We start from the raw sequence: 22,370 nt of genomic DNA, 5'->3' as shown, positions 1-22,370 counted from the left end.
TCGGCTAAAAACGAGAAAATGCCCGCCGGGGCGCGCGGCGCCGGCGGGCAAACGGCCGCGATCAGGCCGCCAGCAGTTCCGGGCTGTCGGCATGCTGCACGCCCACCGCCGTCGCCGCCGCCACCTGATCGAAGGTGGAATTGACGCTCAGGCCGTAGTCGTCGAGGATGCCGTTCAGCGCGGTTTCCAGCGCGCCGGTATCGCCGGACATCAGGCCGTACACCACCTGGTGCACCACGCCATCGTGGCCCTGCGCCTGCAGGCTGCTGAGGTTCAGGCCGCCGAAGCTGACGTCAGGCACCTGGATGTTGTACGGCGTGGAGCCGCCGCCGTTCAGGCCGTCGCCGAACGACAGCGAATCCAGCTGGCCGTACAGGGTGTGCGCCGGGGCATTGAACAAGGTGTAGGTCAGGTTGCCGCCCGCCACGAACGAGGTAACGTTGTTGGCGGTGCTGGTCACGGCGTATTGGCTGCCGGACAGGCTGCCGCCATAGAAGCCGCCGCTGTTGGAGTCGGTGACGTTACCGTTGGTGTGGTTGATATCGCCAAATGACGACGCCCACTCGTTCAGATAGTTATGGATGCTGTAGCTGCCGAAGCTGCTGTCATAGTTGACTGAAAATGCCATTTCTCTATCTCCATTGATGAATGGCGCCCCTTGCGAGGCCGCCCTTGTGCTCAAGAATGAGCAACGCCCTTTTACTGCTTAAAAACGGTATTCCACCCCGCCCTGCACGGTGCGGCCGCGCCCCAGCGTGTTGGCCAGCGTCTCGCCGTAGCTGACGACGTAGGCGCGGTTGGTCAGGTTCTCCACCGAGCCGCGCAGCGTCAGGCTGTCGGTCAGCTTGTAGCTGGCATACAGATCGAACAGGGTGTACTTCGGCCAGTCGGCCAGGTACGGGTAGTTGGACGGCACCGAACTGTCCTGATAGCCCGGCGCGAAGCGCACGGTCACCCCGGCGTCCAGCTTGCGATCGAAAGCGCGGCCGCCCAGCGTGACCGAGCCGCGATCGCCCGGCAGATAGGCGGCAGTGCCGAACTGCGAGCCCCCGTCGCACGTGACGGCATCATTGGACGCGGCATCCGGTTCAACATAGAAGTTGCCGCGGCGCGAACCGTCGCCATAGCGCAGGCGTCCTCCCAGCCAGGCTTTGTTCGAGCAGAACTCGTTTTTGCCGATCATGTGGGTGTAGGTCAGATCGGCGTAGAACACCCCGGCGTCATAGTTGAGCTGGTACTCCAGCCCGCGGAAGCGGGTTTTCGACAGGTTGTTGACGTAAGCGGCATTGCCGATGCTCGGCTGCACCAGCCCCGGTTTATTGCGGTCTATCGCCAGGTTGATGTAGTTATCCACTTTGGTGTCGAAGTAGGCCACCTTGGCCACCAGCCGATCGCCCTCAAACCACAGATCCGGCTGCTGCACGTTGAACCCGACTTCCCAGGCGCGCGAGCGCTCGGGCTGCAGAAACGGGTTGGGGTATTGCGTGGAGGAGCCGTGCGCACTGCCGTTGGTCAGCGTTTCGGTGATCGCCGGCGGCCGCCAGGATTTGCCGTAGGTGGAATACAGCTCCAGCCACTCCACGCCGGGACGCACCGCCACCGCCAGCGTCGGCGACAGCTTGCCCTGATCGCGATCCACGTCCCAATCTTCGCGGGTGGTGGTTGAACAGCCGGTCAGACGCAGCGCTTTGCAAGGATTGTCAATCGTGTAGCGTTGCCCATCCTTGGCCAAATCCGGATAGCTCAGGCCGGTCTGGCCGCGCAGGCGATAGCGGTCGTAACGCAGCCCGCCCTCCAACGTCAGCCAGCCGTCGTAGTCGTAGGTCAGGTTGGCGAACAGGCTGGCGACCGAACGGTTGCCGGCCGGCGTCACCCCTTCCATGCCCTGACGAGAAGAGTCGCTGGTCGCCTTGTCGTAATAGAACTCCAACCCGTAGTTGGCGCGGAAGTCATGCCCCGGCGCCAGGCTGAAGCGCGAGGTGTTTTGCGCCTGCGCGCCATAGGTACGCAGCCGGGTACGCGTCGCGTAGCCGTTGTCCAGCAGCGAGCTGGTGCTGTAGGTGTCGCTGTCGTCCTGAGTATCGACGTAATACAGCTTGGCCTGAAAATCGAGCCAGTCGACGCCTTCCGGCGCCAGGCTGTAATCAAACGCCGCGTTGCGCGCCATCACGTCGCTGTAACCGGTGCGCTTCCAGCCCAGTTCATAGGGTGGGCGAGTGCCCAGGTTGGTCAGCGTGCCGGCGATCGGCGACGCAGTCTGGGTCTGCAGATAGCTCAGCTGCAGGCGCTGATTGGCGGGCAGATTCCAGCCCACCTTGGCCAGCCGCGAGTGCATGCGGTAATTTGTGTCGGGGATTTTGTTGTTCTTGATGCTCTCGGCGTAGCGATCGTAATTGCCGGTGTCATTATTGATACGAATGTTACCGATATCGCCCTTGTTGCCGGGCCAATAGTCGCCGAGGTGGCGTTCGCTGGCGGCCAGCAGGATATCGCCGGTTTCGTTGCCCAATGCCAGTATGCTGCTGCCGATGAAGTGGGTGCCGTTATCGCCGGTGCTGGCGTGCAGCTTGCCGCCCAGCTCTTTGCCCGGCGCCAGGAAATCGCTCGCGCTGACGGTATTGAAGGTGGCGATGCCGCCGAGCGTGCCGGCGCTGCCCATGCCGCCGGTGGTGCCCTTGTCGATGGTCACGCCGGACAGCAGTTCGGAATCGATGTACATGGTGCCATTACGCTGGCCATGGCCGCTCTTTTGAAAATTCTGCCGCATGCCGTCGATGTTCATGTTCACCCGGCCATAGTCTTGTATGCCGCGGATGTTGACCGACAGCGCCGGATCTTGCTGGCTGACGCTGGAATAGGCCCCCGTAGTCTGCTCCAGAATATCGGCCGCGTGCCGCGCCGGGCGGTTGTCCATCTGTTCGCGGCTGATGACGCTGACCGAGCGCGGTTCGTCGTAAACCCAATCGTTGGCGTTGATGCCGCCGGCGCCCAGCACCGTCAGGCTGTCCAGCGCCAGCGCGCCACCGTCGCCGTTTGCCGCTGGCAACCGGCTCAATACGATCTGCCCCTGCGGCTGCAGGCGGAAAGCCACCGGATTGTTGCCAATCAAGCGCCGCAGGCCCTGTTCAACGCTCATGCTGCCGTTCAGCGCCGCCGCCTGCATGCCGTCGAGCTTCACCTCGTCGAAAAATACCTGCATATCGGCCTGCTCGGCGAAGCGCAACATGGCGCTCTGCAGCGGCTGCGCCGCAATGTTGAAATTCTTTTGCTGTGCGGCCTGCGCGCTGCTCGCATCAGCCTGGGCGGCGAGCGCTACCGCCGGCTGAGTCAGCATCATCGCCGCCAGCGCGGCGCGTACCGCCGTGGCCAATCGGCCGGCCGGCGTGGTTCCCTTGTGAATAAACATGCGTGTGTGTTCCACCCGAAAGAATGCCAAACTAAGTGATAATGGAAATCAATCTCGTTTAAACATAAGGACGTTCCGGGAGGCAAAAACCCGTAAAGATTTTTTACAGAAAGTGAAAATAGCGGCGAAACGGGCATCCCGGCCCGCCTTTAGCCGCTCAGTAAAGCAATGTGATGCCGGGGAGATTCAGTTGGCGGGCGGAGAGTTCCTGACGAATGGCGCCGACGCCGTCGTCGAGTTTATTGAGCGCGAACACGCCGCTCACCGTGCGCGCTCTTAGCGCGGGATTGACCGCCACGATGCGGGTTTCGCGATAGCGATTGAGCTGCGCGAGCGCCTGCGTCAGCGGTTGGCGGTCGATCACCAGCCAGCCGCGCCGCCAGGCGTCATCGCCGGCCGTTTGCCTCGTCAGCCACAGCAGGCCGCTGCGGTAATGCGCCGCCTGACGTTGCGCGACCACCAGCGAGCGCTCGCCGCGCTCGAGCGTCACCCGCACGCTGTGCTGATGCACGCTGACGTCTACGCCCTGCCCGGTGCGCGCCACGCTGAACTCGGTGCCCAGCGCCTGCGTAACGCCGTTTTCCGCCTCCACCCTGAACGGGCGACGTTCCGACCCGCCCAGCGGCGCGACGATAAAATAGGCGGTACCGCGCAGCAGCCGCACCTTGCGCTCGTCTGCAGAATACGCCAGCGCGATCGCGCTGCCGCTGTCCAGCGCCACCCGGCTGCCGTCCGGTAGCGCGACTTCGCGCACCTCGCCGCGAACGGTTTGATAATCCGCCTGCAGGCCGCTCCACAGATCCGGCCCGCGATAAACGCCGAAGGAAACGGCGATCGCCACCGCAGCCGCCACCGCCCAGCGGGGCCATCGATGGCGAGAGGGCGTTTTCAGCGCCGCCACCTGCGGCTGTAGCGCCTGCCGCTGCTCTGGCGGCAGCTGCCCCAGCGTCGCCCAAAGCAGGCGAGCCTGACGCAGCGCCGCCGGATGCTGCGGATCATCGGCCAGCCAGGCGTCCAGCGCTTGCCGCCGATCGGCTGGCAGCGTCTCTTCGGCCAGGCGCACGGCCCAGGCGGCCGCCTGCTGTCGCGCCTGTGCGGTTAGCGGTTTCATAATGGCATAGACCTCTGTTTTTTCTGGTTATAGGTTAAGACGTCTGAGGGCGGATAAACCCGTAAAAAAATTGCCATTATTGTTCTTCCATCCGCGCCATCAGTTGCTCCAGCGCGCTGGCCAGGTGTTTTTCCACCGTGCTGAGCGACACCCCCAGCTGCGCCGCCACCTGCGCCTGGGTCAGCCCGTCGAGCCGGTTAAGGCGGAAAATCTGCTGCGTGCGCGGCGGCATGCCCGCCAGCGCCTGCTGCAACAGCTGCAACAGTTGGCTATCGATCGCCAGTTGTTCAAGCGCCGGTTCACCGGAGGGATACTGTGCCAGAATGTCGTCTTCGACCGCTTCGGTCTGCCGCCGCTGCTGCTGGCGCAGATGGTCGAGCATCAGATTCTTGGCGGTTTTATACAGGTAAGCCTCGATATCGAGAATGTTACCCTGCGGATACTGCTCGGTAAGACGGGTAAAACTTTCCTGCGCCAAATCCGCGGCCAGCTGAGGGTCGCGCAGTTTGGCATTCAAATAGGCTTGCAGCGGCCGCATGTGGCGCAGAAATAGCGCCTGCAACTCGGAATTGGACATCTCTTTTCCCAGAAGTGAAACACCCAATAGGGGCGATAAAAATCACATAAATGATTATCATTATCAATATTGTTCTGGGAAATATGTGCTAAGGCGGGAATAACAGGAAACCGGCCTGACGCCGGTTTCCGCTGGGCTGCAGGTCAGAGCTCTAACGCCTCGTCCTCATAGCGGTGCTTGGCGTCGAGCGCTTCCTGCTCGGTTTCATGTTCACTGAGCAACGTATTCGGCTCAATGTCGTCGGTGCGCACTTCAAAACGGCGCAGATGCAGACTCGGGTCGCCCCGAAACACCTCTACGACGCGGGCGCTTCGTGGATAAGCAGGTTGATCATTTTCGCGCATGCCGTTCTCCCGTGTGTTTCACACAGTAGCAAGTATAGCAGTCGCCCTCATTCCGGCACGCGCGAGCCGAGATCGCGATCGCCGGGGGCGCCCGTCAACAGCTCGGTCAGTTCATCGCAGGCGCAAATGCGGCCTTCACGCACGGTGAAGTGCGCCAGCACCCGCACGCGGCTGCAGGTGCCGTCACGCTTTTCCACCTCGACCAGATGGTGGGTCAGCACCGACTCATCCTGCGCCGCCGCCGCGAGCACCTTCAGCGTCATGCGGCGGGTTTGCCGTTTCAGCAGCGCCATATGTTGCTCAAACTGCTCGAAGTTCAGCACCTTGCCATCCACCTGCTGGCGGTAGCCTGCGCTGAAACGGGCGGCGAGCTGCGTCGGCCGATGCTCCGGGCTGGCGACCACCTGCTGCAGCGTATCGAGCACCAGGTTCAGCGGGGTAAGTTGAGTCATCACGTTTCTCCGAAATGGGGTGAATGGCGATCCTATCCCGGCCAGGCGATGGCATAATAACCGCATTAAGACTTTCAATAACGTTAAACGGCCAACATGACGCAGATCCGCAGCCAACGCCTTCAGCATGAAAGAAAGCACCTGACGCCCTGGCACCGGCACGACGGCGGCCAGATCTATCTCTTGACGCGCGGCATGCTGGCGCTGGAACTGCCTGGCCGGCAATGGGCGATCACCGGCGGTGCGCTGGGCTGGCTGCCGCCGGGGTGCCCCCATCAGGCGCTGGCCTGTGGCGATGTGGCGGGCTGGAGTCTGTATCTGCCGGTGGAAAGCGCGCCGGAGATGCCGCCGCAGCCGCAGCTGTTCACCGCCTCAGCGCTATTGCAGGCCCTGGTGGAACGCATCGCGCAGTTCTCCGCCGGCCCGATGAGCGCGCCGCAACGGCGGCTGCTGCAGGTGCTGCTGGATGAAATGCACACGGCAAGCCGCGCGCCGTTGCAATTGCCGCTGCCGCAGGACGCCCGGTTGCTGAACATCGCCCGGGCGCTGCTGAACGATCCCGCCAGCCTGCACAGCCAGCGCGACTGGGCCGCCTGGGCCGGGCTCAGCCCACGCACCCTGAGCCGCCGCTTTCTGCAGGAAACCGGCATCAGCTTCGCGCTGTGGCGCCAACAGGCGCGGGTATTGCGTTCACTGGAGGGATTATCACGCGGCGAAGCGGTCAGCGAGGTGGCCGACGCCTGCGGCTATGACAACGTCAGCGCCTACATCGCCGCCTTTCGCCGCCGCTTCGGCGTCACGCCCGGCGCGTACTTTGCGGCCGCTCGGCAAAGGGAATAAGAAAACGGGCGCCCAGCGCCCGAAGAGAAGAAAAGGTTATTTCACCGTCTCGCGCGGCAGCACCGCGAGGATTTGTTCCACCACCTGCTGAGGATCGGCGGCGCCGTCCATCACGTAATGCGCGGCATCCTGATACAGCGCTTCACGCGCGGCCAGCACCTCGAGCATCTCTTCGGCGATCGGCCTGCCGGTGAGCGTCGGGCGCTGCGCATCTTCCGGGTACTCTTCCAACCGCTGCGCCAACACGCTGGCCGGCGCGCGCAGGTAGATAACGGTGCCATGCTGGCGCATAAACTGGCGGTTTTCCTCCGCCAGGATCGCCCCGCCGCCGGTGGCAACTATAGTTGACGGTTTGGTCACGGTTTGCAACGCGATGGTCTCGCGGCGACGAAACCCCAGCCAGCCCTCGCGCTCGACCATTTCCGCCACGCTCATCTGCGCCGCCTGCTGCATAAACAGATCGGTATCGACGAACTGATAGCCCAACGCCAGCGCCAATGCGCTGCCTACCGTGGTCTTGCCGGCTCCGCGAGCGCCTATCATGAACAGGGTTTGTGTCATTACGGGTTGTCCCTTATGCGGTGACTTGAGTGCATTGCATACCAAAATACCGAGCGGGTGCGATGGCGTGGTGGCAGCATCATACCCCGCCCGCTCTGTATTTCAATATTTACGATAGTGTAAATTCCATGGCACAGCGACTGCCAGCGGCAAAGCCGTGCGCCAGATCCTCATCCAGATGCCGCCGCAAGGCGGCCGTGAGCCGCGCGTCGTCGAGCGGCCGGAACCCCAGCCGCCGGTAATAAGGCGCATTCCACGGCACGTCAACGAAGGTGGTGAGCGTCAGGCGAGCGGCGCCCTGGCGTTTGGCTTCTTCCGCCACCGCCCCGATCAGGCGGCGGCCGACGCCCTGCCGTTGCCAGGCACCGGCGACCGACAATTCGGCGATATGCCAGTCTTTTCCCTGAGCCTGCACGGCGATAAAACCGGCGCACTCGCCGTTGTCGCTTTCGGCCAGCCATTCACGGCGTTCGGCGATAAACGCGGCGTGCTGTTGCGGGCTCATCACCTCGCCTTCGGCGATAAAGCGCCACGCCGGCTGCTGGCGAAACAGCTGCGCCGCCGAGCGTTCAACCGCCATCAGATGCGCGATATCCCGCTGCTGCGCCAAACGAATTTGCAGGCTCATGGGTTCTCCTTAACGTTGGGGCGGTTATTTAAGCAAATTTCACCGCCCGCGGCTCAGAAATCGATACTGCCGCGCAGCACCACCTCACGCGGTTCCCCCACCGCCACGCGCAAATTGCCGCCGCTGGACGGGTAATAGGTTTTATCGAACAGGTTCTTCACGTTCAGCTGCCATTTCACCCGATAGCCGTTGATCGGCATAGTGTAAGCGGCGAACGCATCGGCAACGGTGTAATTATCCAGATTGAAGCTGTTGGCGGCGTCGCCCGGACGGCGGCCCACGTAGCGCGCGCCGGCGCCGATACGCACCTCATCGCCGCTGTACAGGCCGGGGCTGCCCAGGTTCTGGGTCAGGAACAGCGAGGCGGTATGGCGCGCCACGTTGGTCATCTCTTTGCCCTTGTTGTCCGGATCGTCCACCACGCGCGCGTCAGTATACGCATAGGAACCGATCAGGCTCAGCGAGTCGGTGAGGTTACCGGCCACGTCCAGCTCCACGCCCTGCGAACGCACGCGCCCGGCGGTGCGCGTCACGGTTTCGCCCTCCACCAGCTCATTGACCATCACGTTGCGCTTGGTGATGTCGAACAGCGCCAGCGTGCCGGTGACGCCGTTCGGCAGCGCCAGCTTGCCGCCGACTTCCCACGACTTGCCCTGCTCCGGCGGCAGCGAACCAATTTGGGTGGCGATGGAGGAGTTAGGCTTGAACGACTCGGTATAGCTGCTGTACAGCGACACGTAAGGCGTCAGCTTGTACACCACCCCGGCGCGCGGCACCAGCTTGCCGTCCGAGCTGTCGGTATTGGTCTGGAACGGCCGCCCCTTGCCGGCATAGACGTCGAAAGCGTCGTAGCGCAGCCCACCCATCACCAGCCATTTATCGGTCAGTTGGATGGAATCCTGCATAAACCAGCCGTAGCTGGTGAGATTTTCCCGCTGATCGCTGTCTTTGGCGCTGACCGCGGTCGAGGGCGGCATCAGGCCGTATACCGGATGATAGATATTGAAATCGCTGTTCTTTTTGCCGCGGATCATGTCGCCGCGGTAGGTGCGGTTATCTTCAAAATCGAAGCCGAACAGCATCTGGTGGTTGATACGCCCCCAGTCCACGTCGCCATTGAGCGTCAACTGCACCGCGTTGGCGTGGCTGACGGCATGGGCGGTCGAGTCGGCCTGGCGAGTCAACACGCCAGTCACCGGATTCAGCGCCGTGGCGCGCGCCTGGTTGTCGCTGTAGCTGTTGCGGCTGTAGGCGTAGGTCAGCGAGCTTTTCCAGCGCTCGTTGAGCGTTTGATCGATCTGCAGGGTAATGCTGTCCTGATCGCCGCGGGTGGCGTTATAGGCTTCGTCGAAACGGCGATCGCGCGGCGTATTCACCGGTTTGCCGGTGCGCGAATCGATAATGGTGCCGCGATCGAACGGCACCCGATATTCCATATGTTCATAGGCCAGCCGCACGGTGGTGTTCTCGCCGTACCACATCAACGAGGGCGCGATCACCGTCTGGCGGTTGCGGCCGAAATTGCGCCAGTAGTCGGTTTCATCGTGATCGACGATCATGCGATAGGCGAAGCCCGACGTGCCGAGCGGCCCGGTAACGTCGAGCTGACCGCCGCCGCCGTTGAAGCTGCTGCCCCAGCCTTCCACGTGGGTATGTTGCTGCAGCTGGGGTTTTTTGGTGATCATGTTGATCATGCCGCCCGGTTCCCCCATGCCGTACAGCATCGAAGCCGGCCCCTTGAGCACCTCTACCCGCTCGGTGGTCGGCGTGAAGTTGCGCGCCTGCACCGAGCGCACGCCGTCGCGCAGAATGGAGCCGTCGCGGTTGTCGCCGAAACCGCGTTTCATGACCGCGTCCTGGGTGCCGCCCAGCGTGTTGGCCTGGGTAATGCCGCTGACGTTGTACAGCGCTTCATCCAGGCTGCTGACCGCCTGATCGGCAATCACCTGCTGCGGCACCACGTCGATCGCCTGCGGCACGTTCAGCAGATTGGTTTCGCTGCGGGTGCCGGTGACGCTGGTCAACGGCTGATAGCTCTGCACGCCGTCGACGTCTTTGCGGCCGATCACCACCAGGCTTTCTTCCTGCGACGCGGTTTTTTCCGCCGCCCACGTCGGCGATGTCGCGCAGGCCGCCAACGGCAATGCGCACCACCAACCGCGTTTGTTGTTATTCATTATCTAACTGACTCCAATAGGTCCCTGAAAAAGGTAACGGCAAAAACTGCTGATAAAGCTGTTGGAAGGTCTGCTGCGGGTTGATGTCGGCGAACAGATCCGGGTAAAACGCTTTGGCGAACACCTCGACCAGCACCACGTGGTACGGGCTGAGGTAAAAGTTGTGCCAGACGCTCCAGGCGCGGTGGTTTTTCACCGCCTGCAGGTTGGTCAGCATCGGCTGTTTGGCGATCAGCCGGCGGAAGCTGTCGGCGGCCTCTTGGCGGCTGACCTGCGGCCCGAGGCGCAGATCGGACAGCCGTTTGCCCTGCGGCCCGGCCATGCCGGTGGCGAGGTACACGTCGGGATTGGCGCTCAGAATGGTTTCCGGGTTCAGCTCGCCATACACCCCTTTGACGCTGGCGTTGGCGATGTTGTCGCCGCCGGCGAAGGTCAGCAGATCGCCAAGGTTGCCATGCGCGGCGGTGGTGCAGCAGGTGTCGCGCCGCCCCAGATGCAGGTGCAGCATCACTTTGGGCTTCGGCCCCTGATAGCCCGCCAGGCGTTGCTGAATCACCGCCATGTGCTGCTGATAAAACTGGATGAACTGCTCGGCGCGCTGCCGGCGATTGAGCACGTCGCCCAGCAGCCGCACGCTCGGCACGGTGTTGTTCAGCAGATCGATGCGCAGATCGACGTAGATCACCGCCACGCCGGCCTTGTTCAACGCAGAAACCAACCGATCGTTGTCGCCGTCTTCACGCGCATAGCGCGCCAGGATCACCAGATCCGGTTTCAGCTGCAGCAGGCTTTCGACATTGACCTGGCGAAAGTTATTGCCGCTGATGACGGGGATCTGGGCTATCTGCGGAAACTGCTGCGTATAAAGCTGCCAGCTTTGCGCATCGAAACGCGCCAGATCCGCCGGCCAGCCGACGATGCGCTGCGCCGGGTTGCCCGGCTCCAGCAGCGCCAGCGTATACAACATGCGGCTCTCCCCCACCACGATGCGCTGCGGATTGTCCGGCACCACAACCTGACGGCCGGTGATATCGGTCACCGTCTTCGCCTGGGCGGAGAACACGCCGAACCACAGAGAAAGCAGCAGTAAAATGAGGAAATTGCGCATGATTGAGCCGAAAGGGGGAAATAATGTGCGCATGATAATCACTCTCATTAGCACTTGCAATCCCGCGCCGCCATTGCCAAAAGAAATCCGGGAAACGGCGCCGGGCGTGCGGCAAACACGGCGAAACCGCTAAAATAACGGCTTTAAAAAGTTAAAAAAATGGCGGGGAAATCGGTTAAATAGAACGGGGAAACAGCTAAAAACCGGGAGACCTCCATGACTCAACGCATCATTCCGCTGTCGGATTGCCCGCAGTTTGCCGATGTGTGCGCCGCCTGGGCATTCGGCCAGTGGGGTTCACAGCGCGGCGGCTCGCTGGAGCGCACCCAGCTGCGTTTCGCCCAATGCAGCCGACCGGGCGACGACCACCTGACGCTGATGATGATCGACGGCGATCGTCCGGTGGGCATGGCCAGCCTATGGCCCAGCGACGACCATCAGCGCCAGGATCTCACCCCGTGGCTGGCCGGCGTCTTCGTGCATCCCGATCACCGCCGCAAGGGCATCGCCCGCCGTCTTGAAATGGCCATCGTCGAGGCGGCGCGGCAGCGCCATCACTCGGTTCTGCATCTCATTACCGACAAATCGGAAGCGCTGTACGCCGGCTGGGGTTGGCAACCTCTGGAGCGCCGGCGGCAGCATGACGAAGAGGTGGTGGTGATGGAGAAAAAACTGTAGCTAACGCGGCGTACAGACATACACCAGCGCCGGCGGGAAGTTGCGCACCACCCGCAGGCGCTTCCAGTGAAAATAGCGCGACAGCAATTTTTCCGACAGGTGGCTGTATTGGAACAGCACCAGCGTGCCGTTGCGCGCCAGCAGCCGCTGCCGGGCCTGCTGAAGAATGCGCACGCTGATCCTGACCGGGATCGACAGCAGCGGCAGGCAGGAAAACACCACGTCGTAATCCGTGGCCATCCGGGTCGCCGAATGGCCCATCACCTGCAGCCGCCGATCGTCAATCCCGCGCAGCCGATGCACGAAATGGGGTTGGATCTCGAAGGCCTCCAGCGCCGCATCGGCGCGCATCCGCCCCAGAATGCGTTTGGTCAGCACGCCGTCCGCCGCGCCCAGTTCCGCGATCGACAGCGCCCGGGTCCATTCAACCTGATTCAGCATCGCCTGACACAGCCACGGGGAAGAAGGCGCCAGCGTACCGACGGTGCGCGGTGAAGCCATAAATTGCTGCAGGTAAGCGAAGTGATTCATCAGTTGCAGTCGGGTCGCATTTAACATTGAGGCCTCCTTGGGTTAAGCCCTCAATGTGAGCCGAATTTCTTAAGTAATCATTAACATGATTCCGAAAGCGGCGGACACAGTTGTAATAAAATGCAACCTCATCAGCGGCGCGCAAAGAAAAACGGTCGCAATAATGATCTGAGAATAAGCGGTTTATGCGCCGACCGTTCAGATAATTATTGCGACCGTTTATTTTTTTGGCCGCGTTGCCGCGGCCAGAGGGTAAAAAGCTAACGCTTAGCGATAAATTTCCGCATTGCCGCGCCAGTTGCTGGAGTCCCCGGGGGTGTCCAGACCGATAATGCGATAATGACTGGCGCCGTCCGCCGCGGCTTTTTCTTTCAGGGCGGTGATGGCGTCATGCGGTGAGCCGCTAACGCCGGAAACCGACACGACGCCGAGGCTTTGCAGATTGGCGGCCTGCTCGCTGTTGACCTGTTTTACCGACGACAGCGGCGCGGCGAAAGTGGAAAATGAAGCGGCGGCGATCAATACGGCTGCGATGCTTGGGATAAGTTTCATGATTGACTCCAGGTGTTCTTGTTTATTCGCTCGTTGTCAGTGATGTTAATTATCCGCTAGCCAATGAAAACGGACGTCATGCAACGTAAAGAACATCAATCATTGTGAGGAGAATAAGGAGGAAGTGAGAGCGGGTGTGTATTTTCAGGCGAGAATGACTTTATAGGCTTCACCTTACCCCTATTTGATGAACAATTAAAGACGGCGCGTGATAAAGAATGCGCGCCGCGTCTATTTAAGATTTTTTACCCGCCGGAGCGCGCTGAGCTACGCTGAATTTTGTGGCTTACCCTTTTAAGGAAGAACGCTTATGTCGCAAAACCTGCTGCGCGTGCGTGACGGTCAGGGCGCATCGGTCTCATTTTCCGAGCTGCTGTTCGATCTGATCTACGTTTTCGCCGTGACCCAACTTTCCCACTATCTGTTGCATCACCTGACGCTGACCGGCGCGCTGGAAACCCTGCTGCTGTGGTTTGCCGTCTGGCTGGCCTGGCAATACACCGCCTGGGTCACCAACTGGTTCAATCCGGATACCCGCCAGATCCGCCTGTTGCTGTTCGCGATCATGCTGCTGGGGCTGTTCGCCGCCGCCGCGTTGCCGCAGGCGTTTGGCGAACGCGGTCTGATCTTCGCCCTGTTCTACGTCGCCATTCAGGTCGGGCGCTCCGCCACGGTATTGCGCCTGCTGGCGCCCGATCATCCGTTAAAACATAACTTTCGCCGCATTCTCGGCTGGCTGTGCATCTCCGCCGTCTTCTGGATCGCCGGCGGGCTGGCGGAAGGCCATGCTCGCCTGGCGCTGTGGGCGATCGCCGTCTTGTGCGAGTACGTCTCGCCGATGTTCGGTTTTCACCTGCCGGTGCTGGGGCGCTCGGACAGCAGCAGCGAATGGACCATCGAAGGCCACCATCTGGCGGAGCGCTGCCAGCTGTTCGTGATCGTGGCGCTGGGGGAAACCATTCTGATCACCGGCGCCACCCTGAGCGAAATGGAAAGCTGGAGCCTGCCGGTGCTCATCGCTTCGCTGGTGGCCTTTCTCGGCAGCCTGGCGATGTGGTGGGTTTACTTCGACACCAGCAGCAAAGCCGGCAGCCACGCCATCAGCCAGGCGGAAAATCCCGGCCAGCTGGGCGCTTATTTCCATTATGTGCACGTCGCGCTGGTGGGGGCGATCATCGTCTGCGCCGTGGCCAACGAGCTGGTGATCGCCCATCCCGACGGCCGCATCCAACACGCCACGGCGGCGGTGCTGCTGCTCGGCCCGGCGATTTACCTGTTCGCCAACGCGCTGTACAAACGGCTGGTGTATCGCCGCTTCCCGCTGTCGCATCTGGTCGGGCTGCTGGCGCTGGGGGTATTGGCCCCGATCGCCTATTTAACCGACCTGCTGATGGTCAATGGCCTGACGACGCTGATCATGGTGGTGGTGGCGGCGTGGGAGAGCATCTCGCGCGGCAAAGCGCCGCAGCGGCACGCACAAGCCTGAATCAAACGGGGGCGCAATCGCCCCCCAATGTGAGATTGATGACAAACCTCATGCCATTACCGGGTTTGTAGAGAGCAGCGGATAAAAAAACAAGGAAAATCAATTTATTGATTTTCGACTGATGGCCACAAAGGAGGAAAAACCACGTTTTTTCCTCCTTTGTCAACGGTCTGACGGGGGCGCAATCGCCCCCGATATCGGTCACTTCAAGGATTGCGGCAAGGTGAGCACCCAGAGCTCACTCAGCGATTCCGGCTGCTCCAGAGGGCGCAATTCGATGTGGGCGTCGGTTTTGTCACCGTCGAGGCTCAACCGCCCTCCTTTCTCCAGCTGATAGTCGCCGATTTTCTTGCTCTTTGGCGACGCATCCACCAGCGTGGCCTGCAAGCCGAAATCGTTGTCATTGATCACCGCCAGCGTGCGATCGTCGATCAGCGCCAACCCTTCCGCTTTCTCCTGGCGCCAGCCCAACTGACGCAGATCCGCCACTTCCCGTTTCTGCGCCAGCTTCACGCCGCGTTTAGCCAGATCTTTCGCATCGTCGAACTCCAGCGCTTTACCCTGGCCGTCAAACGCGCTCAGATCGCTGGCCTGCGCGAGATCCACCAGATAGATCTTGTTGATCATCGACTTATCTTTACCGGTTCCCTGTTCAATCAACAGGATGCGCTGGTTGTCCAACGCCACGACATCGCCAATTTTGGCGTCTTTGGCTTTTTTATAGCTGTCGATATCGATGGGATAGCCGTACATGGCGGTTTTGCCACTGCGCGGATCGAAGCTCACCAGCCGGGTAAACTGCGCCTTGTTTTTGCTTTTGCCATCGACATCCAGCGTGCTCTGCACCGCCGCCAGAATTCGCCCGTCCGGCATCCGGGTCAATCCTTCAAAACCGCGGTTGGGCTGACGCCATTTCAGGATGTTCGGCAAACCGCCCGCCACCGCTTGTTCGCCGGCCTGCGGCGTTGGGCCATATTTGGCGAGGATTTTACCTTTGCCGTCGATATGGATCAGAAACGGGCCGTACTCATCACACAGCCAATAGCCGCCGTTGCCGTCACCGGTCACCCCTTCGGTATCCAACCCGCGGCGATCGCCGGACAGCGGCTGCAACGCGTCGTTCAACGCCACTTCGTTTGTAGAACCAATCAGCTCGCCCGGCAACGGCAGCCCGCCGATCGGCCCTTTTTCGTCGTGCAAGGGCCGCGCATTCTCGGCTACGGCCTTGCCGCCGCCGATACGAATGTCCATCAACAGAGGCGTGAATTGCGGATTGGCGAAAATCTTGGCCTCTTGCTTGTCTACCGCCGGGGCATCGGCATTCGGGCCGCGATCGGTCAGCGTCGTCAGCACCAAATCGTCGCCCTGCTTCTTGTTGAACATCAATCCGGAGCCGATCCCTACCGGCAATCCCTGCGGGAAATGCTTGGCGAACGCCCCCTGATAGGCGACGCGTTCCCCGCCGGGGAAGCCGACCACATAACGCGCCACCTCAATGTCGGCAGCGTGAGCCAATACCGGAAACAGTGAAGCCAACAGCAGGGAGAGCGATTTTATTTTCATATTTTTTACCCGAGGTTAAATGAAGCGTTGTCAGGCAGAAGACGATATTAATTTAGCATGACACTTAGATGACAATAGGCAATTCGTCAAATGCACATCAGGCAATAAGGTTGGCTGGCAAATAGAAATTAGCAATTAACCTGAGCGTATTGAATGGAGAAAACCGCTGGAAAAAACCGCCCGGAAATAGCCCGTCGTTTTGCTTAGGGTAAATTCTTATAACAAAGATAAAAAAATCGGCAAACGCGCGTCAACACGCCGAAAAACGGTGTTTTTCTCATAGACAAAATAAAATGTCAGGGATTTAATACCGCCGTTATTCAAGGTGCATTAAGAAAATTCTATAGAATATCTGCATGAACTTAAAAAGCTGTTCTATAGTTTTTAGTGCTAACGCCCGTTAGTCTATTCCGCAGGATGGAATCTATGTCAAAGCGACTTTTTGCTGAATTTTTTGGCACATTTTGGTTGGTGTTTGGTGGTTGTGGTAGCGCAGTATTGGCAGCGGCATTCCCACAGCTGGGTATTGGTTTCCTCGGCGTCGCGCTCGCTTTCGGTCTGACCGTAGTGACGATGGCCTATGCCGTCGGCCATATTTCCGGCGGGCATTTTAACCCGGCGGTCACCGTCGGCTTATTCGCCGGCGGCCGTTTCGCGGCGAAAGACGTGATCCCTTACGTTATCGCACAGGTGATCGGCGGTATCGCCGCAGCGTCGGTGCTGTATTTGATCGCCAGCGGCAAAGCCGGTTTCGACGCCACGGCAGGCGGTTTCGCCTCCAACGGTTACGGCGAACACTCACCGGGCGGTTACTCTCTGCAAGCCGCAATCGTGATTGAGCTGGTGCTGACCGCCTTCTTCCTGATCGTTATTCATGGCGTGACCGACAAGCGCGCGCCGGCAGGCTTTGCCCCGCTGGCTATCGGCCTGACGCTGACGCTGATCCACCTGATCAGCATCCCGGTGACCAACACCTCCGTCAACCCGGCGCGCAGCACCGGCGTAGCGATCTTCCAGGGCACCTGGGCGCTGCAGCAGCTGTGGGTGTTCTGGCTGGTGCCGCTGGTCGGCGGCATTATCGGCGGCCTGATCTACCGCTGCCTGCTGGAAGACAAAAAATAAGCGTATCGCAGTCGATCGCGTTTCACGGGGCAGCCTTCATCGGCTGCCCCGTTGCTTTCAGCCCTTCGTCACTTCAAACATCATGATATCGCTGGTGAAGGAGCCGTCCGGCTGGATGGCGAAATGCTCCGCCACCTCCTGCGACACGCTTTGCTGCAGCGCGCGGATCGCGGTGACGAAATGCGCCGGCGTGCGCATACGCGCCACCCAACTGCCGAACTCCAGCGTCAATCGATCCGCCGTCACCTCGCGTACCACCAGCCCGGCCTCGGTCAGCAACGTCAGCCACTCGCCCGGCGCATAGTTGCGCACGTGCGAGGTGTCGCGCAGCACTTCCACGGTTTGCAGGTAGATATCCAGCAGCGGGTGCCCCGGCGAGACCACGTCCATAAAGATCGCGCTGCCGCCCGGTTTGAGTACCCGCCTGACCTCGCGCAGCGCCTGACCGACATCGCGCCAGTGGTGCGCCGAATAGCGGCTGATGACCAGATCGAAACTGGCATCCTCAAACGGCAAAGACTCCGCCACGCCCTGCTGCTGCTGAATGTTGTTCAGGCCTTTTTCCGCCGCCGCCTGCTTCACCACCGCCAACATTTGCGCCGACAGATCGTAGGCCACCACCTGCGCTACGCTGGCCGCCGCGGTGAAGCTGGCATGCCCGGCGCCACAGCCCAGATCGAGCAAGCGCGCTTCGGCGTGCGGCGCCAGTAACTGCGCCAGACGTTGCAAATCCTTGCCCTGCGCATGCACCGCGCTGGTTAAATAGGCGTTGGCCTGCTCGCCGAACTGCCGGTCTACCGCATTGTTATGGCTGTTGCTGTTGCTCATGTTTGCTCCTGTTATTATCCGGCTTGCGCCTGTGCCTGAAGGCTTTCGGCTACTATAATCAGGCTACTATACGGGTACAATATGAGCAGTTATCCTGGTATAAATAGGTACCATGCTATGTCATCAGAAGCCTTATCCGGGCCAAAAGCCCTCGGCGCGTTTCTGCGCGCGCACCGCGAACGCATCACGCCGGAAATGATCGGCCTGCCCAGCTCTTCGCGCCGCCGCACCAGCGGCCTGCGCCGCGAAGAGCTGGCGCAAATCAGCGGCATCAGCGCCACCTGGTATACCTGGATCGAACAGGGCCGCGAGGTGTCCATTTCCCCTTTCACGCTGGCGCGCATCGCCAAAGCGCTGCGGCTCGGCCCGGCCGAACGCCACTACCTGTTTACCCTGGCGCGTATCGCCGACCCCGAGCAGGAAGCGCACCGCGAAACCGCCAATGACGCGGTGCTGCAAAGCGTGCATCAGATGACGGTGCCCTGCTATCTGCTGGACGTGAGCTGGAACGTCGTCGCCTGGAACCCGCAGGCGGCGGCGCTGTTCAGCGGCTGGCTGGATGTGGCCAACAGCCCCAACCTGCTGCACTTCATGTTCTTCCACCCGTTGGCGAAAACGCTGGTCAGCGATTGGGAAGAGCGCGCGCGCCGCGTGGTGGCCGAGTTTCGCGCCGAGACCAGCCATCATCAAAATACCGAAGAGATGCGCGCCTTCGTGCGCAACATGACGCACAACAGCGCGGACTTTAATCACTGGTGGAAGCAACATGACGTCATGGCGCGCGAAGGCGGCGAAAGAGCGTTCGAGCATCCTCAGCGAGGCGCGCTGCGCTATCGCCAGCTCACCTTCCATCCGGCGGAGCATGCCGGTCTGAAGCTGGTGATGCTGATCCCGCTGCCGCAATTGGTAACAAATTCATAGGCAGGTTTACCCGCCATTTATTTATTGGTTCATGTAAACGCGCTAGGGTAATTGATATCGATGATAGTGATCATCCAGCACCGTTATTTATCTCCTGAGGTACTCCTATGCAATCCGAAGAACAACGCCTTATCGATGGTCTGTTTGGCCGCCTGAAAGAAGCCGAGACCAAGACGGGCCCACGGGATCTCCAGGCAGAGCAGCAAATCAACCAGCATATTCGCGAGCAGCCTTCCGCCCCTTATTACATGGCGCAGGCGATGATTATTCAGGAAGCGGCGCTCAAGCAGATGGATCAGCGGGTCAAAGAGCTGGAGGCCCAGGTGGCGCAGCTGCAGCAAACCGCCAACGGCCAGCAGAGCAGCGGCGGCTTCCTGGCCGGCTTGTTCGGCGGCGGCAGCCGCAGTACGCCAAGCCCGCGCGAACAGTATCAGGCGCAGCAGCAAAATACGGCGGCCTGGAACAACGCGCAGCAGCCGCAGCAACCGGCCTATGCCCCACCGCAGCAGGCGGCGCCTTCACGCGCCGGCGGCTTCCTGGGAGGCGCCTTGCAAACGGCGGCGGGCGTCGCCGGCGGCGTAGTATTGGCCGACATGCTGACCGGCATGTTCCGCCATTCACAACCACAGGAAATCGTAAATATTATCGAGGAAACCCCGGCGCCGCTGGACGACAGCGCAATGCGCAATTTCGACGCCTCCAACAACCTGGATACCTTCAACAACGGCGATGGCGGTAGCTTCCTCAACCAGGACAACGGCTTCCAGAACGCCAACTATCAGGACGACACGGACTACGCCGACGACGATTACAGCGACGACGACGACTCCTTCCTGTAATTCCCTTCGCCCCCTCTCACCCGCAGAGGGGGATTTCCCGTTTCGCCATTCTGGTCTACAGTGAACACTGTTCATTTATCCAGCAGAGAGAAACGATGACAAGCTTTAATCCTTCCACCCCTTTCTTCAGCGAACACCTGCAGATGCGCCCACCGGTGATGGCGGATCTCGCGCGTTTCTACGCCATCTTCGGCGATCCGCAAACGCAGCGTTTCAATCCCGCCGGCCCACTCACCAGCGAAGCGCAGGCCGCATCGGCGCTGCAAGAGAGGATTTCCGGGTGGCAACAACACGGTTACGGTTCCTGGGCGATCGCTCTGCGCGAACGGCCGGATTGGATTATCGGCTTTGGCGGATTGTCCCGGAAACCGCTCGGGGCGCAGCGCACCGTGAACCTCGGCTATCGCTTCGATACTCGCGTTTGGGGCATGGGATTGGCCACCGAGATGGCGCGGGCATCGCTGCAATACGGTTTTGCCGGATTGGCGCTGGAGGAGATTTCCGCCATTGTGCGTGCGGAGAATCAGGCGTCGTGGCGAGTGCTGGAAAAGATCGGCATGCAGCGGGTGGATACACTGGATGACGTGCCCGGCGCGGCGCCGAGCCTGGTGTATACGCTAAAGCGCTGCGACTATCAGGGCTGATCGTCGCTGATTTTGGCCAACGCCATGCGGTAAGATTTGACCTTCTGGCGCTTTTTCAACCAGGTGGCGGTAGAGACAATGAATACCGCGCCCGACATCGCCAATACGCCGGTTGGATGGCCATAAAACACCATCAAGGCAAAGTAGACGGCGGAAACGATCGCCACCCATTTCGCCGTATTGCCCATGTCGTTTTTCTCTTGGGTCAAACGGCGGATGTGCTCTTCTTCACTGATTCCCATACGCGCTCCTTGTTGGCTGAATGCCCCATTATATGGAGCTGGAGTGCTGATATTTCAAGCGGTTGGATGGTAAAGAAGCGTAAAGCTCAGGCCGGCGGCTCCCGCCGCCGAGGCAGATAGCGCCCGGGCTGGTCGGCACCCGGCAGGCCGCTGCCGTCGTTGCGGCCAAACAGCCGGTAGCGATTGCCGGCGACCGCATCGTAGATCTTGTCCGCCAGTCGCGGCGGCAAGCAACGCGCCAGCGCCAGCGCGCGGTACGGCCATCCCACTTGGCGCAGCGCCCGAAACAACGCCGCCGAACGCAGCCAACAGCGCCCCTGTTCCACATAGACCACGGAATCGAAACGGTCGGTCGGCAATCCCAGCGCCTGCAGGATTGCCTGCCCTTCGACGGATTGCACCGTCGCCAACAGAATGCGCCGCTGCCGATCGGCGCGAACAAGGTATCTCACCAGCCCATGACACAGGTTGCATTCGCCGTCGAACAACAACGCGCGATCGCCGGGCTGCAGATAAGGCAGCTGTGATAAAGGGGTCATCCCGCCTCCCGAAAAATGCTCGCCTTAGCCTAACGCGCCTGGTGCGCCCAGGCCAGAGCGGGATGACGGGGCGTGTTAAGGCCCGGGCGGTGCGTCAGGCACCGCCACCACCGCGACGCGCACTTCGTAATGTTTGGCGCTGCCCGCCGGGATCACCGCCGTCAGTTTGTTGATGGTTTCCACCGGATTGTCGCTGGCCGAGGTGGCGCAGAACAGCTCACCGCCGCGGCAGAACCCCGGCTTGGGCGGGTGCCCGCCCGGGAAAGGCGGCATGCGCATCGGTTCATCCGCCACAGTCGGCAACGCTTTGGCCGCAGGCGCCTCGGGGGCAGACATCGCGCTCGCACTGAACAACAGCGCCATGCCCATGCAGGGCAGCGCCAGGATCTTGATTGCTTGTTTCATTGAATTAGCCTCATTTGCCGGGTTCGGGATTACGCTACCCCGCCCCCGGCCCATGAGAAAGCCGCTTTTCGCTACCTTTTCGCCCCGCTGCGCTTTGCTTACACGCGCTTAACGTGATGAGAGGCAAAAGGTTGGGTAAAGGGCCGTCGCGTTACTTGCCGTTCGTCAGCGTGTTGTAACTGGTCATCAGATTGCGGTAGTCCGGGATATGGTTGGAGAACAGCGTGCCCAGGCCTTCGATGTCGTTGCGCCAGTCGCGGTGCAGCTCGCAGGCGACGCCGAACCAGGTCATCAGCTGCGCGCCGGCGGCCTCCATGCGGCTCCAGGCCGACTGACGCGTCAGCTCATTGAAGGTGCCGGAGGCGTCGGTCACCACAAAGACCTCGAAACCTTCATTGAGCGCCGACAGCGCCGGGAATGCCACGCACACTTCGGTCACTACGCCGGCGATGATCAGCTGCTTGCGGCCGGTGGCTTTTACCGCCTTAACGAAATCGTCATTGTCCCAGGCGTTGATCTGGCCAGGGCGAGGAATGAAGGGGGCATCGGGGAATTGGGCTTTCAGTTCCGGCACCAGCGGGCCGTTGGGGCCGTTTTCGAAACTGGTGGTAAGAATGGTCGGCAGGTTGAAGTACTTCGCTAAATCACCCAGCGCCAGCACGTTGTTTTTAAACCGATCGGGATCGATATCACGCACCAGCGAAAGCAGCCCTGCCTGATGATCCACCAGCAATACGGCGGCCTGGTCTTTGTCGAGGCGCTTGTAATTTGCAGTCATGGTTTTACTCCTGTGGGGTTGATGTTGCGGATGAAACG

The 22,370-nt window shown here is 60.9% G+C and carries 25 protein-coding genes; 7 read left to right on the top strand and 18 right to left on the bottom strand.

Translation table 11 applies throughout. The features are described 5' to 3' along the window. Positions 1-61: 61 nt before the first annotated feature. The 6 genes from EDY99_RS01690 to EDY99_RS01665 all read right to left on the bottom strand — a co-directional run bounded on the left by EDY99_RS01690 (position 62) and on the right by EDY99_RS01665 (position 5,890). The gene (locus EDY99_RS01690; RefSeq protein WP_033642038.1) at positions 62-628 is read right to left on the bottom strand and encodes a heme acquisition protein HasA; all 567 of its coding nucleotides are present in this window, start codon (positions 626-628) and stop codon (positions 62-64) included. A 78-nt stretch (positions 629-706) separates the two neighbouring features. Further along, complete coding sequence (locus EDY99_RS01685; RefSeq protein WP_046688343.1) at positions 707-3,406, bottom strand: TonB-dependent receptor; 2,700 nt, start codon at positions 3,404-3,406, stop codon at positions 707-709. 157 nt (positions 3,407-3,563) lie between these two features. Next, positions 3,564-4,517: a FecR family protein gene (locus EDY99_RS01680; protein ID WP_101453489.1), complete on the bottom strand. Its 954-nt coding sequence runs from the start codon at positions 4,515-4,517 to the stop codon at positions 3,564-3,566. 76 nt (positions 4,518-4,593) lie between these two features. Beyond that, entirely contained in the window at positions 4,594-5,094 is a 501-nt protein-coding gene (locus EDY99_RS01675) for an RNA polymerase sigma factor (RefSeq protein ID WP_047572476.1), read from the bottom strand. Positions 5,095-5,237: 143 nt separating this feature from the next. Further along, positions 5,238-5,438 (bottom strand): YaiA family protein, encoded by a 201-nt coding sequence (locus tag EDY99_RS01670; RefSeq protein WP_046688340.1) that lies wholly within the window; start codon positions 5,436-5,438, stop codon positions 5,238-5,240. A gap of 47 nt (positions 5,439-5,485) precedes the next feature. Continuing rightward, positions 5,486-5,890, bottom strand: coding sequence for a nuclear transport factor 2 family protein (locus tag EDY99_RS01665; protein ID WP_033651063.1), 405 nt, complete (start codon positions 5,888-5,890; stop codon positions 5,486-5,488). A gap of 96 nt (positions 5,891-5,986) precedes the next feature. Here EDY99_RS01665 and EDY99_RS01660 point away from each other — a divergent pair, with 96 nt between their 5' ends. After that, the gene (locus tag EDY99_RS01660) at positions 5,987-6,730 is read left to right on the top strand and encodes an AraC family transcriptional regulator (RefSeq protein WP_047572480.1); all 744 of its coding nucleotides are present in this window, start codon (positions 5,987-5,989) and stop codon (positions 6,728-6,730) included. Between the two features lie 36 nt (positions 6,731-6,766). Here EDY99_RS01660 and aroL read toward each other — a convergent pair whose 3' ends face one another. From aroL to EDY99_RS01640, 4 genes are all read right to left on the bottom strand, one after another. Beyond that, positions 6,767-7,291, bottom strand: a complete 525-nt coding sequence (gene aroL / locus EDY99_RS01655; RefSeq protein WP_060659886.1) for a shikimate kinase AroL — start codon at positions 7,289-7,291, stop codon at positions 6,767-6,769. A gap of 109 nt (positions 7,292-7,400) precedes the next feature. After that, a complete protein-coding gene (locus EDY99_RS01650; protein ID WP_123061413.1) occupies positions 7,401-7,919 on the bottom strand; it encodes a GNAT family N-acetyltransferase in 519 nt (172 codons plus the stop codon). Positions 7,920-7,972: 53 nt separating this feature from the next. Continuing rightward, positions 7,973-10,096: a TonB-dependent siderophore receptor gene (locus EDY99_RS01645; protein WP_123061412.1), complete on the bottom strand. Its 2,124-nt coding sequence runs from the start codon at positions 10,094-10,096 to the stop codon at positions 7,973-7,975. Next, on the bottom strand, positions 10,089-11,204 hold the full coding sequence (locus EDY99_RS01640; protein WP_046688335.1) for an ABC transporter substrate-binding protein: 1,116 nt from the start codon (positions 11,202-11,204) through the stop codon (positions 10,089-10,091). The genes EDY99_RS01645 and EDY99_RS01640 overlap by 8 nt, the downstream gene beginning before the upstream one ends. Before the next feature lie 216 nt (positions 11,205-11,420). Here EDY99_RS01640 and EDY99_RS01635 point away from each other — a divergent pair, with 216 nt between their 5' ends. Continuing rightward, the gene (locus tag EDY99_RS01635; protein ID WP_033642028.1) at positions 11,421-11,882 is read left to right on the top strand and encodes a GNAT family N-acetyltransferase; all 462 of its coding nucleotides are present in this window, start codon (positions 11,421-11,423) and stop codon (positions 11,880-11,882) included. On the opposite strand, the gene EDY99_RS01630 is transcribed toward EDY99_RS01635, so the two are convergent. After that, positions 11,883-12,440 carry a class I SAM-dependent methyltransferase gene (locus EDY99_RS01630; RefSeq protein WP_033642027.1) on the bottom strand — a complete coding sequence of 186 codons (558 nt, stop codon included), beginning with the start codon at positions 12,438-12,440 and terminating at the stop codon, positions 11,883-11,885. 240 nt (positions 12,441-12,680) lie between these two features. Continuing rightward, complete coding sequence (locus EDY99_RS01625) at positions 12,681-12,965, bottom strand: YdgH/BhsA/McbA-like domain containing protein (protein WP_033634035.1); 285 nt, start codon at positions 12,963-12,965, stop codon at positions 12,681-12,683. A 310-nt stretch (positions 12,966-13,275) separates the two neighbouring features. Here EDY99_RS01625 and EDY99_RS01620 point away from each other — a divergent pair, with 310 nt between their 5' ends. Further along, positions 13,276-14,451: a low temperature requirement protein A gene (locus tag EDY99_RS01620; protein WP_123061411.1), complete on the top strand. Its 1,176-nt coding sequence runs from the start codon at positions 13,276-13,278 to the stop codon at positions 14,449-14,451. A gap of 201 nt (positions 14,452-14,652) precedes the next feature. Here EDY99_RS01620 and EDY99_RS01610 read toward each other — a convergent pair whose 3' ends face one another. Beyond that, positions 14,653-16,014 carry an esterase-like activity of phytase family protein gene (locus EDY99_RS01610; RefSeq protein WP_069099941.1) on the bottom strand — a complete coding sequence of 454 codons (1,362 nt, stop codon included), beginning with the start codon at positions 16,012-16,014 and terminating at the stop codon, positions 14,653-14,655. Positions 16,015-16,440: 426 nt separating this feature from the next. Here EDY99_RS01610 and aqpZ point away from each other — a divergent pair, with 426 nt between their 5' ends. After that, positions 16,441-17,136 (top strand): aquaporin Z, encoded by a 696-nt coding sequence (gene aqpZ / locus EDY99_RS01605; protein ID WP_033642023.1) that lies wholly within the window; start codon positions 16,441-16,443, stop codon positions 17,134-17,136. Between the two features lie 57 nt (positions 17,137-17,193). Here aqpZ and EDY99_RS01600 read toward each other — a convergent pair whose 3' ends face one another. Next, positions 17,194-17,964, bottom strand: a complete 771-nt coding sequence (locus EDY99_RS01600) for a class I SAM-dependent methyltransferase (RefSeq protein WP_069099942.1) — start codon at positions 17,962-17,964, stop codon at positions 17,194-17,196. Positions 17,965-18,081: 117 nt separating this feature from the next. Here EDY99_RS01600 and EDY99_RS01595 point away from each other — a divergent pair, with 117 nt between their 5' ends. The 3 genes from EDY99_RS01595 to EDY99_RS01585 all read left to right on the top strand — a co-directional run bounded on the left by EDY99_RS01595 (position 18,082) and on the right by EDY99_RS01585 (position 20,368). Beyond that, entirely contained in the window at positions 18,082-18,885 is an 804-nt protein-coding gene (locus EDY99_RS01595) for a helix-turn-helix transcriptional regulator (protein WP_033642020.1), read from the top strand. A 107-nt stretch (positions 18,886-18,992) separates the two neighbouring features. Beyond that, positions 18,993-19,724, top strand: coding sequence for a DUF2076 domain-containing protein (locus EDY99_RS01590; protein ID WP_033642019.1), 732 nt, complete (start codon positions 18,993-18,995; stop codon positions 19,722-19,724). A 95-nt stretch (positions 19,725-19,819) separates the two neighbouring features. Next, positions 19,820-20,368 (top strand): GNAT family N-acetyltransferase, encoded by a 549-nt coding sequence (locus tag EDY99_RS01585; protein WP_123061410.1) that lies wholly within the window; start codon positions 19,820-19,822, stop codon positions 20,366-20,368. Here the strand turns inward: EDY99_RS01585 and EDY99_RS01580 are convergent. The 4 genes from EDY99_RS01580 to ycaC all read right to left on the bottom strand — a co-directional run bounded on the left by EDY99_RS01580 (position 20,359) and on the right by ycaC (position 22,332). Further along, a complete protein-coding gene (locus tag EDY99_RS01580) occupies positions 20,359-20,610 on the bottom strand; it encodes a hypothetical protein (protein ID WP_033642017.1) in 252 nt (83 codons plus the stop codon). The two genes, EDY99_RS01585 and EDY99_RS01580, sit on opposite strands and share 10 nt — an antisense overlap. Before the next feature lie 86 nt (positions 20,611-20,696). Then, on the bottom strand, positions 20,697-21,149 hold the full coding sequence (locus tag EDY99_RS01575; protein ID WP_033642016.1) for a thiol-disulfide oxidoreductase DCC family protein: 453 nt from the start codon (positions 21,147-21,149) through the stop codon (positions 20,697-20,699). Between the two features lie 75 nt (positions 21,150-21,224). Then, positions 21,225-21,554, bottom strand: a complete 330-nt coding sequence (locus EDY99_RS01570; RefSeq protein ID WP_123061409.1) for a hypothetical protein — start codon at positions 21,552-21,554, stop codon at positions 21,225-21,227. A gap of 151 nt (positions 21,555-21,705) precedes the next feature. Further along, a complete protein-coding gene (gene ycaC, locus EDY99_RS01565) occupies positions 21,706-22,332 on the bottom strand; it encodes an isochorismate family cysteine hydrolase YcaC (protein WP_004928476.1) in 627 nt (208 codons plus the stop codon). Between the last annotated feature and the right edge of the window lie 38 nt (positions 22,333-22,370).

This window comes from Serratia sp. LS-1 (genome assembly GCF_003719595.1).
In the GTDB taxonomy this organism is placed as follows: Bacteria; Pseudomonadota; Gammaproteobacteria; order Enterobacterales; family Enterobacteriaceae; genus Serratia; species Serratia ureilytica.
This window is presented reverse-complemented; position numbering and strand designations above follow the sequence as displayed.

Excerpts from the sequence above, each read along its gene's own strand:
- EDY99_RS01670 (WP_046688340.1), bottom strand. The coding sequence starts at position 5,438 with ATGCGCGAAAATGATCAACCTGCTTATCCACGAAGCGCCCGCGTCGTA.
- EDY99_RS01575 (WP_033642016.1), bottom strand. The coding sequence starts at position 21,149 with ATGACCCCTTTATCACAGCTGCCTTATCTGCAGCCCGGCGATCGCGCG.
- EDY99_RS01660 (WP_047572480.1), top strand. The coding sequence starts at position 5,987 with ATGACGCAGATCCGCAGCCAACGCCTTCAGCATGAAAGAAAGCACCTG.
- EDY99_RS01635 (WP_033642028.1), top strand. The coding sequence starts at position 11,421 with ATGACTCAACGCATCATTCCGCTGTCGGATTGCCCGCAGTTTGCCGAT.
- EDY99_RS01640 (WP_046688335.1), bottom strand. The coding sequence starts at position 11,204 with ATGCGCAATTTCCTCATTTTACTGCTGCTTTCTCTGTGGTTCGGCGTG.
- EDY99_RS01580 (WP_033642017.1), bottom strand. The coding sequence starts at position 20,610 with ATGGGAATCAGTGAAGAAGAGCACATCCGCCGTTTGACCCAAGAGAAA.
- EDY99_RS01690 (WP_033642038.1), bottom strand. The coding sequence starts at position 628 with ATGGCATTTTCAGTCAACTATGACAGCAGCTTCGGCAGCTACAGCATC.
- EDY99_RS01570 (WP_123061409.1), bottom strand. The coding sequence starts at position 21,554 with ATGAAACAAGCAATCAAGATCCTGGCGCTGCCCTGCATGGGCATGGCG.
- EDY99_RS01630 (WP_033642027.1), bottom strand. The coding sequence starts at position 12,440 with ATGTTAAATGCGACCCGACTGCAACTGATGAATCACTTCGCTTACCTG.
- EDY99_RS01650 (WP_123061413.1), bottom strand. The coding sequence starts at position 7,919 with ATGAGCCTGCAAATTCGTTTGGCGCAGCAGCGGGATATCGCGCATCTG.
- EDY99_RS01585 (WP_123061410.1), top strand. The coding sequence starts at position 19,820 with ATGACAAGCTTTAATCCTTCCACCCCTTTCTTCAGCGAACACCTGCAG.
- EDY99_RS01590 (WP_033642019.1), top strand. The coding sequence starts at position 18,993 with ATGCAATCCGAAGAACAACGCCTTATCGATGGTCTGTTTGGCCGCCTG.
- EDY99_RS01680 (WP_101453489.1), bottom strand. The coding sequence starts at position 4,517 with ATGAAACCGCTAACCGCACAGGCGCGACAGCAGGCGGCCGCCTGGGCC.
- EDY99_RS01620 (WP_123061411.1), top strand. The coding sequence starts at position 13,276 with ATGTCGCAAAACCTGCTGCGCGTGCGTGACGGTCAGGGCGCATCGGTC.
- EDY99_RS01595 (WP_033642020.1), top strand. The coding sequence starts at position 18,082 with ATGTCATCAGAAGCCTTATCCGGGCCAAAAGCCCTCGGCGCGTTTCTG.
- EDY99_RS01645 (WP_123061412.1), bottom strand. The coding sequence starts at position 10,096 with ATGAATAACAACAAACGCGGTTGGTGGTGCGCATTGCCGTTGGCGGCC.
- EDY99_RS01675 (WP_047572476.1), bottom strand. The coding sequence starts at position 5,094 with ATGTCCAATTCCGAGTTGCAGGCGCTATTTCTGCGCCACATGCGGCCG.
- EDY99_RS01665 (WP_033651063.1), bottom strand. The coding sequence starts at position 5,890 with ATGACTCAACTTACCCCGCTGAACCTGGTGCTCGATACGCTGCAGCAG.
- aqpZ (WP_033642023.1), top strand. The coding sequence starts at position 16,441 with ATGTCAAAGCGACTTTTTGCTGAATTTTTTGGCACATTTTGGTTGGTG.
- EDY99_RS01625 (WP_033634035.1), bottom strand. The coding sequence starts at position 12,965 with ATGAAACTTATCCCAAGCATCGCAGCCGTATTGATCGCCGCCGCTTCA.
- EDY99_RS01600 (WP_069099942.1), bottom strand. The coding sequence starts at position 17,964 with ATGAGCAACAGCAACAGCCATAACAATGCGGTAGACCGGCAGTTCGGC.
- ycaC (WP_004928476.1), bottom strand. The coding sequence starts at position 22,332 with ATGACTGCAAATTACAAGCGCCTCGACAAAGACCAGGCCGCCGTATTG.
- EDY99_RS01610 (WP_069099941.1), bottom strand. The coding sequence starts at position 16,014 with ATGAAAATAAAATCGCTCTCCCTGCTGTTGGCTTCACTGTTTCCGGTA.
- aroL (WP_060659886.1), bottom strand. The coding sequence starts at position 7,291 with ATGACACAAACCCTGTTCATGATAGGCGCTCGCGGAGCCGGCAAGACC.
- EDY99_RS01685 (WP_046688343.1), bottom strand. The coding sequence starts at position 3,406 with ATGTTTATTCACAAGGGAACCACGCCGGCCGGCCGATTGGCCACGGCG.